The 16,040-nt window shown below is 74.4% G+C and carries 9 protein-coding genes and 1 pseudogene; 3 read left to right on the top strand and 7 right to left on the bottom strand.

Annotated features, from left to right (window positions below; translation table 11 throughout):
* Window positions 1-127 precede the first annotated feature (127 nt).
* The gene (gene leuS, locus GA0070613_RS18040; protein WP_089013371.1) at window positions 128-2,968 is read right to left on the bottom strand and encodes a leucine--tRNA ligase; all 2,841 of its coding nucleotides are present in this window, start codon (window positions 2,966-2,968) and stop codon (window positions 128-130) included.
* Between the two features lie 448 nt (window positions 2,969-3,416).
* Here leuS and GA0070613_RS18035 point away from each other — a divergent pair, with 448 nt between their 5' ends.
* The 3 genes and pseudogenes from GA0070613_RS18035 to GA0070613_RS18025 all read left to right on the top strand — a co-directional run bounded on the left by GA0070613_RS18035 (window position 3,417) and on the right by GA0070613_RS18025 (window position 8,254).
* Entirely contained in the window at window positions 3,417-4,469 is a 1,053-nt protein-coding gene (locus GA0070613_RS18035; RefSeq protein WP_089013370.1) for an AAA family ATPase, read from the top strand.
* A 1-nt stretch (window position 4,470) separates the two neighbouring features.
* Entirely contained in the window at window positions 4,471-5,769 is a 1,299-nt protein-coding gene (locus GA0070613_RS18030) for a DUF58 domain-containing protein (protein ID WP_089013369.1), read from the top strand.
* Window positions 5,766-8,254, top strand: a pseudogene (locus GA0070613_RS18025) (transglutaminase TgpA family protein). Before GA0070613_RS18030 ends, GA0070613_RS18025 begins: the two are co-directional and overlap by 4 nt.
* A gap of 178 nt (window positions 8,255-8,432) precedes the next feature.
* Here GA0070613_RS18025 and GA0070613_RS18020 read toward each other — a convergent pair.
* From GA0070613_RS18020 to GA0070613_RS17995, 6 genes are all read right to left on the bottom strand, one after another.
* Window positions 8,433-8,828, bottom strand: a complete 396-nt coding sequence (locus GA0070613_RS18020) for a DUF3040 domain-containing protein (protein ID WP_089013367.1) — start codon at window positions 8,826-8,828, stop codon at window positions 8,433-8,435.
* Between the two features lie 115 nt (window positions 8,829-8,943).
* On the bottom strand, window positions 8,944-10,203 hold the full coding sequence (locus GA0070613_RS18015; RefSeq protein ID WP_089013366.1) for a DNA polymerase IV: 1,260 nt from the start codon (window positions 10,201-10,203) through the stop codon (window positions 8,944-8,946).
* A 78-nt stretch (window positions 10,204-10,281) separates the two neighbouring features.
* Window positions 10,282-11,463, bottom strand: a complete 1,182-nt coding sequence (locus GA0070613_RS18010) for an alkaline phosphatase family protein (protein WP_089013365.1) — start codon at window positions 11,461-11,463, stop codon at window positions 10,282-10,284.
* The gene (locus GA0070613_RS18005) at window positions 11,460-12,209 is read right to left on the bottom strand and encodes a methyltransferase domain-containing protein (RefSeq protein ID WP_408630948.1); all 750 of its coding nucleotides are present in this window, start codon (window positions 12,207-12,209) and stop codon (window positions 11,460-11,462) included. Before GA0070613_RS18005 ends, GA0070613_RS18010 begins: the two co-directional genes overlap by 4 nt.
* Window positions 12,210-12,249: 40 nt before the next feature.
* The gene (locus GA0070613_RS18000; protein ID WP_089013363.1) at window positions 12,250-12,429 is read right to left on the bottom strand and encodes a hypothetical protein; all 180 of its coding nucleotides are present in this window, start codon (window positions 12,427-12,429) and stop codon (window positions 12,250-12,252) included.
* Between the two features lie 95 nt (window positions 12,430-12,524).
* Entirely contained in the window at window positions 12,525-15,953 is a 3,429-nt protein-coding gene (locus GA0070613_RS17995; protein ID WP_089016028.1) for an error-prone DNA polymerase, read from the bottom strand.
* Window positions 15,954-16,040 lie beyond the last annotated feature (87 nt).

Genomic DNA, 16,040 nt, shown 5'->3' with positions numbered 1-16,040 from the left:
CGCCTTCGACAGGTGCATGTCCGGGAAGCGATACACCTGAGAGGCATATTTGTGCCTCTCAGGTGTATCGCTCGCGGCCACACTCAACCCACCACCGCGAACCCTGACCCGCCCGGGGCGGGAACGGTCAGGCGACGACCGAGACCATCCGGCCCTTCACCACGATGACCTTGCGGGGCACCCTGCCGTCCAGCGCACCGTCGACGGCCGCCAGGGCCGCCGCGCGCACCGTCTCCTCATCCGCGTCGGCGGGGACCTCGATCCGGCCGCGGACCTTGCCGTTGATCTGCACCGGGTAGGTCACCGTCTCGGCGACCAGCAGGGCCGGGTCGGCGGTCGGGAAGTCCGCGTACGCCAGCGAGCTGTCGTGGCCCAGCCGCCGCCACAGCTCCTCGGCGATGTGCGGGGCGAACGGCGCCAGCATCAGCACCAGCGGTTCGGCCACCTCGCGCGGCGTGGCGGACAGCCGGGTCAGCGCGTTGGTCAGCTCGATCAGCTTGGCGATCGCGGTGTTGAACCGGATCCCCTCCATGTCGCCGCGGACCCCGTCGATCACCTGGTGCAGCAGCCGCCGGGTGGCCTCGTCCGCCGGCACGTCGGTGACCCGCGGGTCACCGGTCTGCTCGTCGACGACCGCCCGCCAGACCCGCTGCAGGAACCGGTACGAGCCGATCACCGCCCGGGTGTCCCAGGGGCGGGCAACCTCCAGCGGGCCCATCGACATCTCGTACACCCGGAAGGTGTCCGCGCCGTACGCCGCGCACATCTCGTCCGGGGTGACGACGTTCTTCAGGGACTTGCCCATCTTGCCGTACTCGCGGCGCACCTCGGACTCGCCGTGGAAGAAGCGACCGTCGACCTCGACGACCTCCTCCGCCGGCACCACGGCCTCGCGGGCGTCCCGGAACGCGTACGCCTGGATCATGCCCTGGTTGAACAGCTTGCGGAACGGCTCGAACGACGAGACGTGCCCCAGGTCGAACAGCACCTTGTGCCAGAACCGGGCGTACAGCAGGTGCAGCACGGCATGCTCGGCGCCGCCGACGTACAGGTCGGTGCCCCCGCAGTCGCCCGCCCCGCGCGGCCCCATCCAGTACGCCTCGTTCGCCGGGTCGACGAACCGCTCGGAGTTCGTCGGGTCCAGGTAGCGCAGCTCGTACCAGCAGGAGCCGGCCCACTGCGGCATCACGTTGGTCTCCCGGGTGTAGCGCTTCGGCCCGTCACCCAGGTCCAGCTCCACCTCCACCCAGTCGCGCCGCCGGGACAGCGGGGTCTCCGGGTTGCTGCCGGCGTCCTCCGGGTCGAACGTCTTCGGCGAGAAGTCGTCCACCTCGGGCAGCTCGACCGGCAGCATCGACTCGGGCAGCGCGATGACGGCGCCGGTCTCGTCGTACACGATCGGGAACGGCTCGCCCCAGTAGCGCTGCCGGGAGAACAGCCAGTCGCGCAGCCGGTAGGTCACCGCGCCGGCGCCGTACCCGTTCGCCTCCAGCCAGGCGATGATCGTCGCCTTGGCGTCGGCGACCCCCAGGCCGTCCAGGTCCAGGCCGCGGTCGGGCGCGGCGCTGTTGATCGCCCGGCCGTCCCCGGTGTACGCCTTGCCGTCGAAGCCGTCGGCCGGCTGCACGGTACGCACGATCGGCAGGTCGAAGACCTCGGCGAACGCCCAGTCCCGCTCGTCCTGCCCGGGCACCGCCATGATCGCGCCGGTGCCGTAGCCGGCCAGCACGTAGTCGGCGATGAAGATCGGGATGCGCCCGCCGGTGACCGGGTTGGTCGCGTACACGCCGACGAAGACGCCGGTCTTCTCCCTGGTGTCGGCCTGCCGCTCCACGTCCGTCTTGGCCGCGGCGGCCTTCCGGTACGCCTCGACGGCCGCCCGCGGGCTGGCGTGCCCGCCGGTCCAGGCGTCCTTCGTCCCCTCGGGCCAGGTCGCCGGGACCAGCACGTCGACCAGCTCGTGCTCGGGGGCCAGCACCATGTAGGTGGCGCCGAAGACGGTGTCCGGCCGGGTCGTGAACACCCGGATCGGCTCCAGGGTGGTGGGGAAGTCGATGTGCGCGCCCTGGGACCGGCCGATCCAGTTGCGCTGCTGCAGCTTGATCGGCTCCGGCCAGTCCAGGGTGTCCAGGTCGTCCAGCAGCCGGTCGCCGTACGCGGTGATCCGCATCATCCACTGCTTCAGGTTGCGCTTGAAGACCGGGAAGTTGCCCCGCTCGGAGCGGCCGTCGGCGGTGACCTCCTCGTTGGCCAGCACGGTGCCCAGCCCCGGGCACCAGTTCACCGGCGCCTCGGAGACGTACGCCAGCCGGTGGTCGTCGACGATCGCCCGCCGCTCGGCCACGGTCAGCTCGGCCCAGGGGCGACCGTCCGGGGTCGGCCGGGTGCCCCCCTCGAACTCGGCGATCAGCTCGGCGACCGGACGGGCCCTCTTCGCGTCCGCGTCGTACCAGGAGTTGAAGATCTGCAGGAAGATCCACTGGGTCCAGCGGTAGAAGTCGGTGTCGATGGTGGCCACCGTGCGGCGCTCGTCGTGGGCCAGCCCCAGCCGGCGCAGCTGCTCCTTGTACCGCGCGATGTTCGCCACCGTGGTGGTGCGCGGGTGGGTGCCGGTCTGCACCGCGTACTGCTCGGCGGGCAGGCCGAACGCGTCGAAGCCCATCGCGTGCAGCACGTTGCGCCCGGCCATCCGCTGGTAGCGGGCGAAGCAGTCGGTGCCGATGTAGCCCAGCGGGTGGCCGACGTGCAGGCCGGCGCCGGACGGGTACGGGAACATGTCCAGCACGTACAGCTTCTCCGCGCCCGCCCGCGGGTGGTCGGGGTCGGCCAGCGGCCCGGCCGGGTTCGGCGCGTGGAAGGTGCCCTCCCGCGCCCAGCTGTCCTGCCAGCGGTGCTCGATCTCGCCGGCCAGGGCCGCGGTGTACCGGAACGGGGGGATGTCGTTCGCCGGTGCGGCTGCCTCACTCATGGCGTCTCCTCGGCGCTTCATGTCGGATTTGGGGAGCTCTGCTCAGGGCACAAAAAAGCCCCTCGCGCAGGAGGGGCCGCCGTGCTGTCGCGCGTCAGCGCATCAGCACGGCCCGGTAAGAAGCAGGAAGACTCCGGCCATGACCGGGAGTGTACCCGCCCCGCGGCCGTCCACGCCGACCGCTACCGCTGGTCGGGACGCGCGGCGGGCCGGACCGGCCCCCGGACGGCCCCGGCGACGACGGGCCGTGACCGCCCGGTTCCCTCGACCTGACGAATATTCGGGCGTAACCGACCGACTGGCTGCGGGGGTCGGCGGCAGCGACAAACATGGTTAGCCTGAGAGGCCAGTGAGATTATTGCGGCAGACGAGGCTCGCACGTCGCGAACCTAACGGCGGGTCCAGGTGCTCTATACAGAGCTGCCGTCCGGCGACGAGGAGGAGGCCCGTGACACAACAGACCTGGGACGAGGTGGGCGGTCTGCTGCCGCACGACGAGTTCCGCGCCGCCAGCGAGGCCATCGTGGCCAACATCGAGCAGGTCATCGAGGGCAAGACCGCCACCGTGCGGCTCGCCCTGGCCGTGCTGCTCGCCGAGGGCCACCTGCTCATCGAGGACGTGCCCGGCGTGGGCAAGACCAAGCTGGCCAAGGCGCTCGCCCGTTCCATCGACTGCTCCGTCCGCCGGATCCAGTTCACCCCCGACCTGCTGCCCAGCGACGTCACCGGGGTCAGCGTCTACAACCAGGAGACGCACGACTTCGAGTTCCGCCCCGGCGCGGTCTTCGCCAACCTGGTGGTCGGCGACGAGATCAACCGGGCCTCGCCGAAGACCCAGTCCGCCCTGCTCGAGTGCATGGAGGAGCGGCAGGTCACGGTCGACGGGGTCACCTACCAGCTGCAGACCCCGTTCATGGTGATCGCGACGCAGAACCCGATCGAGATGGAGGGGACGTACCCGCTGCCGGAGGCGCAGCGCGACCGGTTCACCGCCCGGATCGCGATGGGCTACCCGGACGTCGGCGCCGAGCTGGCCATGCTGGACGGTCACGGGGCCGCCGACCCGCTGAACGAGCTGCGCCCGGTCTCCGACGCGGCCACCGTGCGCCGGCTCATCGCCACCGTCCGGCAGGTGCACGTCGCCGACGCCGTCAAGCAGTACGCGATCGACCTGGTCACCGCCACCCGCGAGGCCCCGGACCTGCGCCTCGGTGCCTCTCCCCGGGCCACCCTCCAGCTGCTGCGCACTTCCCGCGCGGTGGCCGCCCTGGAGGGGCGCGACTACGTCCTCCCCGACGACCTCCAGGCGCTCGCCGTGCCGGTGCTGGCGCACCGGATCATCCCGACCGCCGACGCGCAGCTGGCCCGCCGCACCACCGACGCGATCGTCGCAGAGCTGGTGCACCGGCTGCCGTTGCCGCACGACCGCAAGCGTTCCCCGTACGACACCCGGCCCGCCACCGGCAACGGCCGCGGCCCGTTCGAGCCCCGGAGGCCGTGAGGTGCGCGACGGCCTGCGTGGACTGACCACCCGCGGCCGCTCCTTCCTGGCGGCCGCGCTGGCCGCCGCGGTCTCCGCCGGCATCCTCGGCGAGAAGGACCTGCTGCGGGTGGCCATCCTGCTCGCCGTCCTGCCGCTGCTCGCGGCGGCGTACGTGGGGCGCAGCCGCTACAAGCTCGCCTGCAACCGGTCCCTGGAGCCGCACCGGGTGCCGGTCGGGGCCAGCTCCCGGGTGGTGCTGCGGCTGCAGAACCTGTCCCGGCTGCCCACCGGCACCCTGCTGCTGGAGGACCGGCTGCCGTACGCGCTGGGCAGCCGGCCGAGGGTGGTGCTGGAACGGCTCGGCGCGCACCAGGCCAGCTCGGTGGCGTACACCGTCCGCGCCGACGTGCGTGGCCGGTACGAGGTGGGTCCGCTGGTGGTCCGGCTGACCGACCCGTTCGGGTTGTGCGAGCTCACCCGCGCCTTCCCCAGCACCGACCACCTCACCGTCATCCCGCAGGTCACCCCGCTGCCCTCGGTCCGCCTCCCCGGCGAGTACGCCGGCAGCGGCGACAGCCGGGCCCGCTCGGTCGCCGTGCACGGCGAGGACGACGCGGCCACCCGGGAGTACCGGATGGGCGACGACCTGCGCCGGGTGCACTGGAAGTCGACCGCCCGCACCGGCGAGCTGATGGTGCGCCGCGAGGAGCAGCCCTGGGATAGCCGGGCCACGGTCGTGCTGGACACCCGCGCCTTCGGCCACCGGGGCGACGGCCCGACGGCGAGCTTCGAGTGGGCGGTCTCCGCCGCGGCCAGCATCGCCGTGCACCTGCGTCAGGCCGGCTACAAGCTGCGCCTGGTCACCGGCTCCGGCGCCGACGTGGACGCGACCGAGGGGGCCGGCGACGGGTTGCTCCTCGACCACCTCGCCGAGGTCCGGCTGGACAGGCGGGTCGAGATGTCCACGCTGGTGCAGCGGGTCCGGCAGCGGGCCGACGGCGGGCTGATCATCGGCCTGTTCGGCTCGGTGAGCACGGCCGAGGCGGAGCTGCTCGGCGGGCTGCGAGGCAGCGGCGCCACCTGCGTCGGCTTCGTGCTGGACAGCTCCACCTGGCTCAACCTCCCGCCGAAGGCCCGGGCCGAGGCGGACCACGCGCACGGCGCCGCGGCGCTCGCCCTGCTGCAGAGCGGGTGGCGGGTGATCGGCGTGGACCACGGCAGCCGGTTGCCGATGCTGTGGCCGCAGGCGGCCCGCGGCTCGCAGGGCTTCGCGCTGCGCGCGGCGCTCGCCGAGACGGTGGCCGGGGGCGTGCGATGACCGGAAGGACGGACTCGTGACCCCGACCCGGAACCTCGGCTTCGTCGCCGCCGCGGCGACCCTGCTGGCCGCGGCGCCGCTGTCGGCCATCTTCGAGCGCTGGACGTGGCTGATCCAGGCGGCCATCGTGGTGGCGGTGGTGGGCGGGGCGGCCGCGCTGAGCCGGCTGGTCCGGGCCCCGCTGTGGGGCCAGGTGCTGGCCATGCTCGCGGGCCTGCTGCTCGCGCTCACCTGGATCTTCCCGGGCGGCACCGAGCTGCTCGCGTTCCTGCCCACGCCGGCCACCTTCGCCCACTTCGGCGAGCTGCTCAGCGCGTCGGTGCAGGACATGCGGACGTACGGCGTGAAGGTGCCCGACGTCGACTCGCTGCTGTTCCTCACGGTGCTCGGCCTCGGCGGGGTCGCGGTCGTGGTCGACGTGCTGACCGTGGGGCTGCGCCGGCCGGCGCTGGCCGGCCTGCCGATGCTGGCGATCTACTCGGTGCCGGTGGCGGTCTACGTGGACAGCGTCCCCGCGACCCCGTTCGTGGTGGGCGCCTGCGGGTACCTCTGGCTGCTGGTCACCGACAACGTCGACCGGGTACGCCGGTTCGGCCGCCGGTTCACCGGCGAGGGCCGGGACGTCGACGTGTGGGAGGCGTCGCCGCTGGCCGCCGCCGGCCGCCGGCTGGCCGTGGTCGGCGTCGCGCTGGCCGTCGCGCTGCCGCTGGTCGTGCCGGGGATGACCGGCGGCCTGATGGATGCGGTCGGCTCCGGGACGGGCGACGGCACCGGGCGGCCGGGGCAGGGCGGCAGCCCGGGCCGGATCGACCTCTTCGCGGCGCTGAGCGGCCAGCTCAACCAGTCTGAGGTGACCGACCTGGTCAAGGTCAGCACCACCGAGCCGTCCCCGTTCTACCTGCGCTTCGGGGTGGCCGACGAACTGCGCCCGGACGGCTTCCGGGTGCGGGTCCCGACCGGCCGGCCGGCCAACCGGAGCCTGCCCGACCCGACCGAGCGGGCCGGCCAGGGCGTCGAGCAGCGGCACTACCGGGCGACCGTCGAGGTGACCAAGAACCTCAACATGCCCCTGCTGCCGGTGTACGCGTCGCCGGTGAAGACCGAGGACCTCAGCGGCAGCTGGCTCTACGACCCAAACCTCCAGATCCTCTTCTCCAACCGGGAGAACTCCCGGGGCAAGCGCTACTCGTTCGACTACGTCCGCTCGACGTTCAGCCCCTCGGCGTTGCGCGCCGCGCCGTCGCTCTCGGCCGACAACCCGGTGCTGCTCCAGCAGACCCAGGCCCCGGTGGTACGCGAGGTCGACAAGCTGGTCGACCAGCTCGTCAAGGGCAAGCAGAACGACTACGACAAGGTGCGGGCCATCTACGACTACTTCTCGGTCGAGAACGGCTTCACCTACTCGCTGTCCACCAAGGGCGGCACGAGCGGCGACGACATCACCAACTTCCTCGCCACCAAGGTCGGCTACTGCCAGCAGTACGCCGCCGCGATGGCGTGGCTGGTCCGCCAGGCCGGCATCCCGGCCCGGGTGGCGTTCGGCTTCACCAACGGCAGCAACTCCGACGGCGACACGTACGTGCTGACCAACCGGAACCTGCACGCCTGGACGGAGGTCTTCTTCGGCGGGATCGGCTGGGTGCCGTTCGACGCGACCCCGGCGGCGAGCGTCCAGGGCTCGATCCGGTCGGCCTGGGCCCCGGACACCGACGCTCCGGAGGCGAACGCCCCGTCGACGGGCAGCCCGTCCGCGCCGGGCGGAGTCGACGCCTCGGCCGGGCCGGACGGGCCGAACCGGGCCGACAAGGAGACCGACGCGGGCCTGGCCGTGGACGGTGGCGGCCCGACCCGGCAGGCCCCGCTCTGGCCGTGGTGGACGGCCGGCGCGCTGGCCCTGCTGGCGCTGCTCGCCATGCCGGCGCTGCTCCGGAGGACGTTGCGGCGCCGTCGACGCGGTCGGGCGCACGTACCGACGGCCACCGTGCTGGACGCCGGCCCCGGCGGTCCGGGCGGGACGCGCGAGGTGATGGTCGGGGTGGACGCCGACGCGGCCCGCGCGGATGCCCACGCCGCCTGGGACGAGCTGCTGGACACGCTGGTGGACTTCCGGGTGCCGGTCGACCGGACGGAGACGCCCCGGGCGACCGCCGACCGGCTGGTCCGGGACACGCTCACCGAGGACGCGTCGGCCGCCACCGCGGCCCGGCTGCTCGGCCGCGCCGAGGAGCGGGCCCGGTACGCGCGCGATCCGCTCACCGGCGAGCCGCTGCACCCGGCGCTGCGCACCGTACGCGGGGCGCTCGCCGCGCGGGCGGACCGGCGTACCCGCCTGCTGGCGGCCGTGCTGCCGCCGTCGGTGCTGCTGCGCTGGCGGCGCGCCATCTCGGACGCTTCCACCCGCCTCGTCGCGACGGGCGGCCAGGTGCGGCACCGCCTGCTGCGGTGGAGTCCGCGTCGCCTGCTGGCCGGCCGCCTGGCCCGTTGACCGGGTCCCGCCCGCCGGCGCTCCCCCGCCGGCGGGCGGGACACCGCCGCCGCATCGGCGTCCGGGGGTGGATCAGGGGAGCTGGAGCTGGTCCGACGAGGGCGCGAGGGAGCCACCACGCTCGCCGGAGGAATCCGGCGACACGCCGTCGCGTCACCCCGTCAGGGATGTGACGTGGTCAGCGGTGCCCTTCCGGGCGCTGCCGCCAGCGGTCCTCCATCCGGTCGAGGAACGAGCCCCGCCGGGCGGTACGACCACGGGGACGACGGCGACTCGTCGTGCCGCCCACCACGTGCAGGTCGGGCGACTGGGACCGGCGGTGCGACTGCACCGCGTACCCCAGCGAGGCCAGCATCACGACGAAGCCCGCGACGGCAAGCAGGGGCGTCTTGATCACGGCACCGTAGATCAACAGGGCCAGACCAGCAATGACCACGCCGGCAGCGACGAGCACGCGACGCCGCGCGTGGAAACGCGGGTCGCTGGCGCGAACGGCCGAGGCGAATTTGGGGTCCTCGGCAAGCGACCGCTCGATCTGCTCGAACAGCCGCTGCTCGTGCTCCGAGAGCGGCACGGCACTCCTCCCCGGTCACGTTGGTCGGCCCGCTCGGGCCGACAGACCGTGGCAGCCAACCGGCTGCTTACCCGCAAGTCTACGAGGGGGCCCGCGCGTCGGAAAGCGGGACGACCTACGGCCGGGTCGGTTTTTCGTCCCGACGCGGATCACGCTTGCCGAGAAGACTGGCCGGACCTATGACGGAACGCCCGAATCGGGCAGCCGCGGCGTCGGCCGCCGCCTCCGCCTCCCGCCAGCCGCGCTCGGGCGCACCCAGGGTGAGCTGGCGCGGCGTCTCTCCGGCGGCGGCCAGCCCCTCCACCCGTACGCCGACCAGGCGGATCGGCTCCCCCGGGTCGAGGGCGGTCCAGAGCGCCCAGGCGGTGTCGAACATCTCCCGGGCGGTGTCGGTCGGCACGCCCAGGGTGCGGGAGCGGTTGACCGTGCGGAAGTCGGCCAGCCGGACCTTGAGCGACACCGTCCGCCCCACCTGCCCGGCGCCGCGCAACCGGGCGCCGACCTTCTCGGCGAGGGCGAGCAGCGCCCGGCGGATCTCCGTCGGGTCGACGACGTCGACGTCGAAGGTCACCTCCGCGCCGATCGACTTCTCCACGTGCTCCGGGCTGACCCGGCGCGGGTCCCGCCCCCAGGCCAGCTCGTGAAGTCCGGTCGCGGAGGCCTCGCCGACCGCACGGCGGAGCAGCCCGAGGGGCGCCTCGGCGAGGTCGCCGACGGTGGTCAGGCCGAGTCGGCGCAGCGCCTCGGCGGACCGCTCCCCCACCCCCCAGAGCGCCGACACCGGCAGCGGGTGCAGGAAGTCGAGCACCCGGGCCGCCGGCACCACGAGCAGCCCGTCCGGCTTGGCCCGGGTGGAGCCGAGCTTGGCCACGTACTTGCTCGGCGCCACCCCGACCGAGCAACTCAGCCGCTGTTCCTCGGCGACCCGGCGGCGGATCAGCCGGGCGATCTCCGCCGGGGAGCCGAACAGCCGGCGGGCGCCGGCCACGTCGAGGAAGGCCTCGTCCAGGGAGAGTGGCTCGACCAGCGGGGTGACGTCCCGGAAGATCCGCATCACCGCCCGGGAGGCCGCCGTGTACTGCGTGAAGTCGGGCGGCAGGTAGACGGCGTGCGGACAGAGCGCCCGAGCCCGCGCGGTGGGCATGGCGCTGCGGACGCCGTACCGGCGGGCCTCGTAGCTGGCGGAGCTGACCACGCCGCGCGGCCCGATCCCGCCGACCACGACGGGCCGGCCGCGCAGCTCGGGGCGGCGGCGCACCTCGACCGAGGCGAAGAACGCGTCCATGTCGACGTGCAGGATGGGGCAGCCGGTGTCGTCGGCATCCGGCCCGAAGCGCGGATCACCGCCCCGGGGCAACGACTGGCTGCGGCCCATCCCCGCAGGCTAGCCGCCGGGTCCGACAACCCGGCGAGCCGACCACCCGACGGCCGCCGGGCCCGCCGACCGGGCCGGTCAGCCCCGGACGACCAGCAGCGGGACGGTCATCTCGGCCGCGGTGTCCGCGCCGTGGTACGCCACCAGGCGCGACTCCATCGGCTTCTCCGACCGGGTGGCGACCACCGCGTACGTGTCGCGGCAGACCACCACCACGTCGCCGATCCGGCGCAGGTGCTCCTCGGGCACCGGCCCGAACCAGCCGGTCGCCACCGCCTCGTCGCGGGTCGTCACCCGGGCGGCGTCGCCCAGCACCGCCGACCAGGCGGCCAGCACGTCGGCGACCGCGCGCGGCTCGACGTGCAGGTAGCGGACCCGGGGCTCGCCGGCGATCACCCGCACGCCGGCCCGCAGCCGGGGGTCGGTGTCGAAGTCGACGCGCCGGCCCGGCGGGACGTTGAGCTGGCCGTGGTCGGCGGTGATGAGCAGGGCGGCGTCCGGCGGCAGCCCGTCGACCAGCCGGACGAGCAGCCGGTCCACGTCGGCGGCGGCGAGCCGCCAGGGCGCCGAGTCGACCCCGGTGAGGTGGCCGTGCCGGTCCAGGTCGGGGTGGTAGCCGGAGACCAGGGTCGGGCCGGCGCCGGCCGCGAGGGCGGTGAGCATCTGCCGGGCCAGCCCATCGACGTCGGAGGCGCCCCGGTAGTCGCCGCCCCGGTTGGCGGCGAGGGTGAGGCCGCTGCCGCTGTACTCGGGGCGGCTGACCACGGTGACTGCGACGCCGGCGGCGCGGGCCCGCTCGTACTGAGTGGGCACGGGCTGCCAGGACAGCGGGTCGGGATCGCCGGCCCACTCGATGTGGCTGAGCACCCGGTCGGTGTCGGGGACCCGGACCTTGAAGCCGAGCACGCCGTGCGCGCCGGAGGCGGCGCCGGTGCCCAGGCTGACCAGGCTGGTCGGGGTGGTGGAGGGGAAGCCGGAGGTGAGCGGGGCGCCGACGGTGGCGGCGAGGCCGGCCAGGGTCGGCGCGTACGGGGCGGCGGTCGGAATCTGGTACCAGCCGAGCCCGTCCACCAGCAGCACGGCGATCCGGCGCACCCCGGCCAGCCGGGGACCCAGGCCGAGCAGGTCGACCGCGCCGGGGACGCCGAGCACCGCCAGGGCGCTGGGCAGCACGTCGGCCAGGCTGCCGCCGCCGTAGCGCGGCGCGACCGGGTCGAGCGGACCGGGTCGCCCGGTCGAGGCGGGCGACGGGTCGGTCATGCCGGGCGGCGGGCGAAGAGGTGCAGCTGGGCGGCGAGATCCCGGTACGGCGACCGGGCCGCCAGGGCCCGTTCCAGCTCGACCAGGGCGGCCGGCTGGCCGTCCGCCACCGCGGCGGGGAGCAGGTCGGCGAGGACGCGTACCCCGTGGATCTCCTCGACCGTGAGCCCGGCGGCGGTCAGCAGCGCGGCGGCGCCGTCGGCGTCGTACCGGCGGCGCAGGGTGTCCCGCGGGCCGGCGGTGCCGTGCGGGTCGGCGGCGAGCGCGGCGGCCATGTCGAGGTGGCCGTTCATCGCCCGGCTCAGCACGGCGGCGGCCCGGCCGGCCACCAGCACGCTGGCCGCGCCGCCGTGGCGCAGCGCGCCGACCAGCGCCGACACCACCGACGCCGGCTCGTCGACCACCTCCAGGACGGAGTGGCAGAGCACCAGGTCGACGCTGGCCGGCTCGACCAGCCCGGCGAGCGCGTCGCCGTCGCCCTGCAGCGCGCGTACCCGGTCGGCGACCCCGGCCTCGGCGGCCCGGCGGGTCAGCGCGGCGAGCGCGTCGGGGCTGGCGTCGACCACGGTGACCCAGTGGCCGGCCTCGGCGAGCGGGACGGCGAATCCGCCGGTCCCGCCGCCGACGTCGAGCACGGTGAGCCGCTCGCCGGCACGGCGCTCCAGCTCGGCCCGGAGCACCGACCAGATGACGGCGGTACGCGGGGCCGGCGTTCGAGTCTGCTCCACCCTGTCGAGCCTAGTCACCCGCGCCAGCGGACTCCCGGAGGCGGTGGCGGCTCTGGGGTCAGGACTCGCCGCCGTCGGCGGGGTCCTCCTCCGCGTGGGAGCGGTGGGCGTTGGCCACCGGCCCGTCGGTCACCTGGTACTCGCGGGCCTCGACGTCGGAGGCCGGCGACCAGCCGGCGGGCAGCCGGGTGCGCCGGGCGTTCGCCACTCCACCGGTGTGCGTGCTGTTCAGGGTCATCGTTCTTCCCCCATGCCGGGCGGGCCACTCTGCCCGCGCGTGCCGGAAGTCTCCCGCCTACCGGCACCCGGAAACCGTAATGTGGATCACTCCGCTCAACGGAAATCCCGGGATGCCGGAGCCACGGGAGGCTCGATCGCGTCCAGCCGGTCCGCGGTGAGGCTGGTTACCCCCTCGTGCCGCTGCAACCGGCCCCGCACCACCAGTGCAGCGCTGGTGCGGGCGATTCGACGGTAGCGCTGCCAGAGCCCCGGGGAGCAAGTGACATTGAGCATCCCGGTCTCGTCCTCCAGGTTGAGGAAGGTGACCCCGCCCGCGGTCGCCGGGCGCTGCCGGTGGGTGACGATCCCGCCGACCCGGATCCGCTGGCCGGGCTCCACCCGGCCGAGCCGGGCGATCGGCACCGCGCCGAGGGCGTCGAGCCGGTCGCGGATGAACCGGGCCGGGTGGCTCTCCGGCGACAGGCCGGTGGCCCAGACGTCGGCGACGAGGCGGTCCACCGCCTCCATCCCGGGCAGGGTGGGCGCCGCCGCGCCGGTCACCGTGCCGGGCAGCCGGCCCGGCCGGTCCTGGGCCGCCGCGCCGGCGGCCCAGAGCGCCTGCCGCCGGGTCAGCCCGAAACAGGCGAAGGCGTCCGCGGTGGCCAGCGCCTCCAGCTGCGCGGCGGTGAGCCCGACCCGCCGGGCCAGGTCCGGCATGTCCCGGTACGGCCCGTCGGCCGCCCGCTCCGCCTCGATCCGCTCGGCCACGTCGTCACCGAGGGTGCGCACGCTGCCCAGCCCGAGCCGGACCGCCGGACCGCCCAGCCCCCAGGCGTGCGGCGGCTCCCCCGGCTGGCTCCCCCACCGGGTCTCCGGCGTCGACTCCAGCACGGCCTTCGCCCCGCTGGCGTTGATGTCCGGCCGGCGCACCTCGACGCCGTGCCGGCGGGCGTCGTCGACCAGGGTCTGCGGCGAGTAGAAGCCCATCGGCTGGGCGTTGAGCAGGGCGGCCAGGAACGGCGCCGGGTGGTAGCGCTTGAGCCAGGAGCTGGCGTACACGAGGTAGGCGAAGCTCATCGCGTGGCTCTCCGGGAAGCCGTAGCTGGCGAACGCGGTGAGCTTGCGGTAGACGTCGTCGGCCAGCTCGCCGGTGATGCCCCGCTCGGCCATCCCGGCGTAGAGCCGGTCGGCGATCTGCGCCATCCGCTCCACCGAGCGCTTGGCCCCCATCGCCCGGCGCAGCTGGTCGGCCCCGGCCGCGTCGAAGCCGGCCAGGTCGATGGCGAGCTGCATCAGCTGCTCCTGGAACAGCGGCACGCCGAGGGTCTTCTCCAGCGCGTTGCGCATCAGCGGGTGGGCGTACGTCACCGGTTCCTGGCCGTTCTTGCGCCGGATGTACGGGTGCACCGAGCCGCCCTGGATCGGGCCGGGCCGGATCAGCGCCACCTCCACCACCAGGTCGTAGAAGCAGCGGGGCTTGAGCCGCGGCAGGGTGGCCATCTGAGCCCGGCTCTCCACCTGGAACACCCCGACCGAGTCGGCCCGGCAGAGCATGTCGTAGACCTCGGGGTCGTCCAGCGTCATGTCACCCAGGTCGAGGGTCGTGCCGATCATGTCGTAGCCGTAGTGCAGCGCGGAGAGCATGCCGAGGCCGAGCAGGTCGAACTTGACCAGCCCGACCGCGGCGCAGTCGTCCTTGTCCCACTGGAGCACGCTGCGCCCGGGCATCCGGCCCCACTCCACCGGGCAGACCTCGATCACCGGCCGGTCGCAGATCACCATGCCGCCGGAGTGGATGCCCAGGTGCCGGGGGAAGGTCTGCAACTCGTTGGCGTACGCGACCACCTGCTCGGGGATGTCTTCCACGTCCACCGACGCGACCGAGCCCCAACGGTCGATCTGCTTGCTCCAGGCGTCCTGCTGGCCGGGCGAGAAGCCGAACGCCTTGGCCACGTCCCGCACCGCCGACCGCGGCCGGTACGAGATGACGTTGGCGACCTGGGCGGTGTACTCCCGGCCGTACCGGGCGTAGACGTGCTGGATCACCTCCTCCCGGCGGTCGGACTCGATGTCCACGTCGATGTCGGGCGGCCCGTCCCGCTCCGGGGCGAGGAAACGTTCGAAGAGCAGCCGGTGCCGGACCGCGTCCACGTTGGTGATCCGCAGCGCGTAGCAGACCGCCGAGTTCGCCGCCGAGCCCCGGCCCTGGCAGTAGATGTCCTGCGCGCGGCAGAACGCGACGATGTCGTAGACCACCAGGAAGTAGCCGGGGAAGCCCAGCTCGTCGATCATCCGCAGCTCGTGCTCCAGCTGCGCGTACGCCTCGGGGTGCGCCTCGCGCGGCCCGTACCGCTCCCCGGCGCCGTCCATGGTGAGCTTGCGCAGCCAGCTCATCTCGGTGTGCCCCGCCGGCACCGGGTAGTCGGGCAGCTTCGGCGCGACGAGTTGCAGGTCGAAGGCGAGCTCCGCGCCGAACTCGGCGGCCCGGGCCACCGCCCCCGGGTACGCGCCGAACCGGGTCGCCATCTCCGCGCCGCTGCGCAGGTGGGCGGTGGCCGCGGCGGGCAGCCAGCCGTCGATCTCGTCGAGGCTCCGCCGGGCCCGCACCGCGGCCACGGTGGTGGCCAGCCGCCGCCGGGCCGGGGTGGCGTAGTGCACGTTGTTGGTGGCCACGGTCGGCAGCCCGGCGGACGCGGCCAGCTCGGCGAGGGCGTCGTTGCGATCGGCGTCGACCGGGTGGCCGTGGTCGGCCAGCTCCACCGCCACCGTCTCCGCGCCGAAGAGCGCGGTGAGCCGGTCCAGCTCCCGGGCCGCCGCGTCGACGCCCTCGGTGAGCAGCGCGCCCGGCACGTGCCCCTTGCGGCAGCCGGTGAGCACCAGCACGTGGTCGCGCAGCTCGGCGGCGACCTCCTCCAGCTCGCCGTAGACCGGGCGGCCCTTCTCGCCGCCGCGCAGCTGGGCGCGGGAGATGGTGGCGGCCAGCCGGGCGTACCCCTCGTGGCCGTGGGCGAGCACCAGCAGGTGCCGGCCGAGCGGGTCGGGTTCGCCGTTCTGCGGGCCGGGCAGCCCGAGGGAGAGTTCGGCGCCGAAGATGGTCGGCAGATGCAGCGCGCGGGCCGCCTCGGCGAAGCGGACCACCCCGTAGAAGCCGTCGTGGTCGGTGACGGCGAGCGCGGTGAGCCCCAGCCGGGCGGCCTCCTCGGCCAGCTCCTCCGGGTGGCTGGCCCCGTCGAGGAAGCTGAAGTTGGTGTGCGCGTGCAGCTCGGCGTAGGGCACCGCGCCGTCCGGGCGGGGCAGCTCGGGGGCCTCGTAGTGCTGCCGCTTGCGGCTCCAGGCCGGGGAGTCCCCGCCGTCGGCGTCCACGGCGAGGGGATCCACCACGTGCAGGTGCCGCTCGTCCCGTGACCGCCCGTCCCGCGACCGTCCGCCCCGTGGCCGCCCGCCGTCGCCCGACCGGCCGCCACCGGACCGGCCGTCGCCGGGTCGCCCGGAGAGCACGCGTTCCAGCTCGGACCAGGGCAGGTTGGGATTGTGGAAGCTCATCGGGCCGCTCCGGGTGGAGCGACCGCGGGCCGCGGCGGACACCCGTTCCCGCATCCCCGCTCTCGACTGACCCGCCGCGGCTCGGCC

Origin of the sequence: Micromonospora inositola, from assembly GCF_900090285.1 — a bacterium.
GTDB classification, from domain to species: Bacteria; Actinomycetota; Actinomycetes; order Mycobacteriales; family Micromonosporaceae; genus Micromonospora; species Micromonospora inositola.
This window is presented reverse-complemented; position numbering and strand designations above follow the sequence as displayed.

Excerpts from the sequence above, each read along its gene's own strand:
- GA0070613_RS18000 (WP_089013363.1), bottom strand. The coding sequence starts at position 12,429 with ATGACCCTGAACAGCACGCACACCGGTGGAGTGGCGAACGCCCGGCGC.
- leuS (WP_089013371.1), bottom strand. The coding sequence starts at position 2,968 with ATGAGTGAGGCAGCCGCACCGGCGAACGACATCCCCCCGTTCCGGTAC.
- GA0070613_RS18015 (WP_089013366.1), bottom strand. The coding sequence starts at position 10,203 with ATGGGCCGCAGCCAGTCGTTGCCCCGGGGCGGTGATCCGCGCTTCGGG.
- GA0070613_RS17995 (WP_089016028.1), bottom strand. The coding sequence starts at position 15,953 with ATGAGCTTCCACAATCCCAACCTGCCCTGGTCCGAGCTGGAACGCGTG.
- GA0070613_RS18010 (WP_089013365.1), bottom strand. The coding sequence starts at position 11,463 with ATGACCGACCCGTCGCCCGCCTCGACCGGGCGACCCGGTCCGCTCGAC.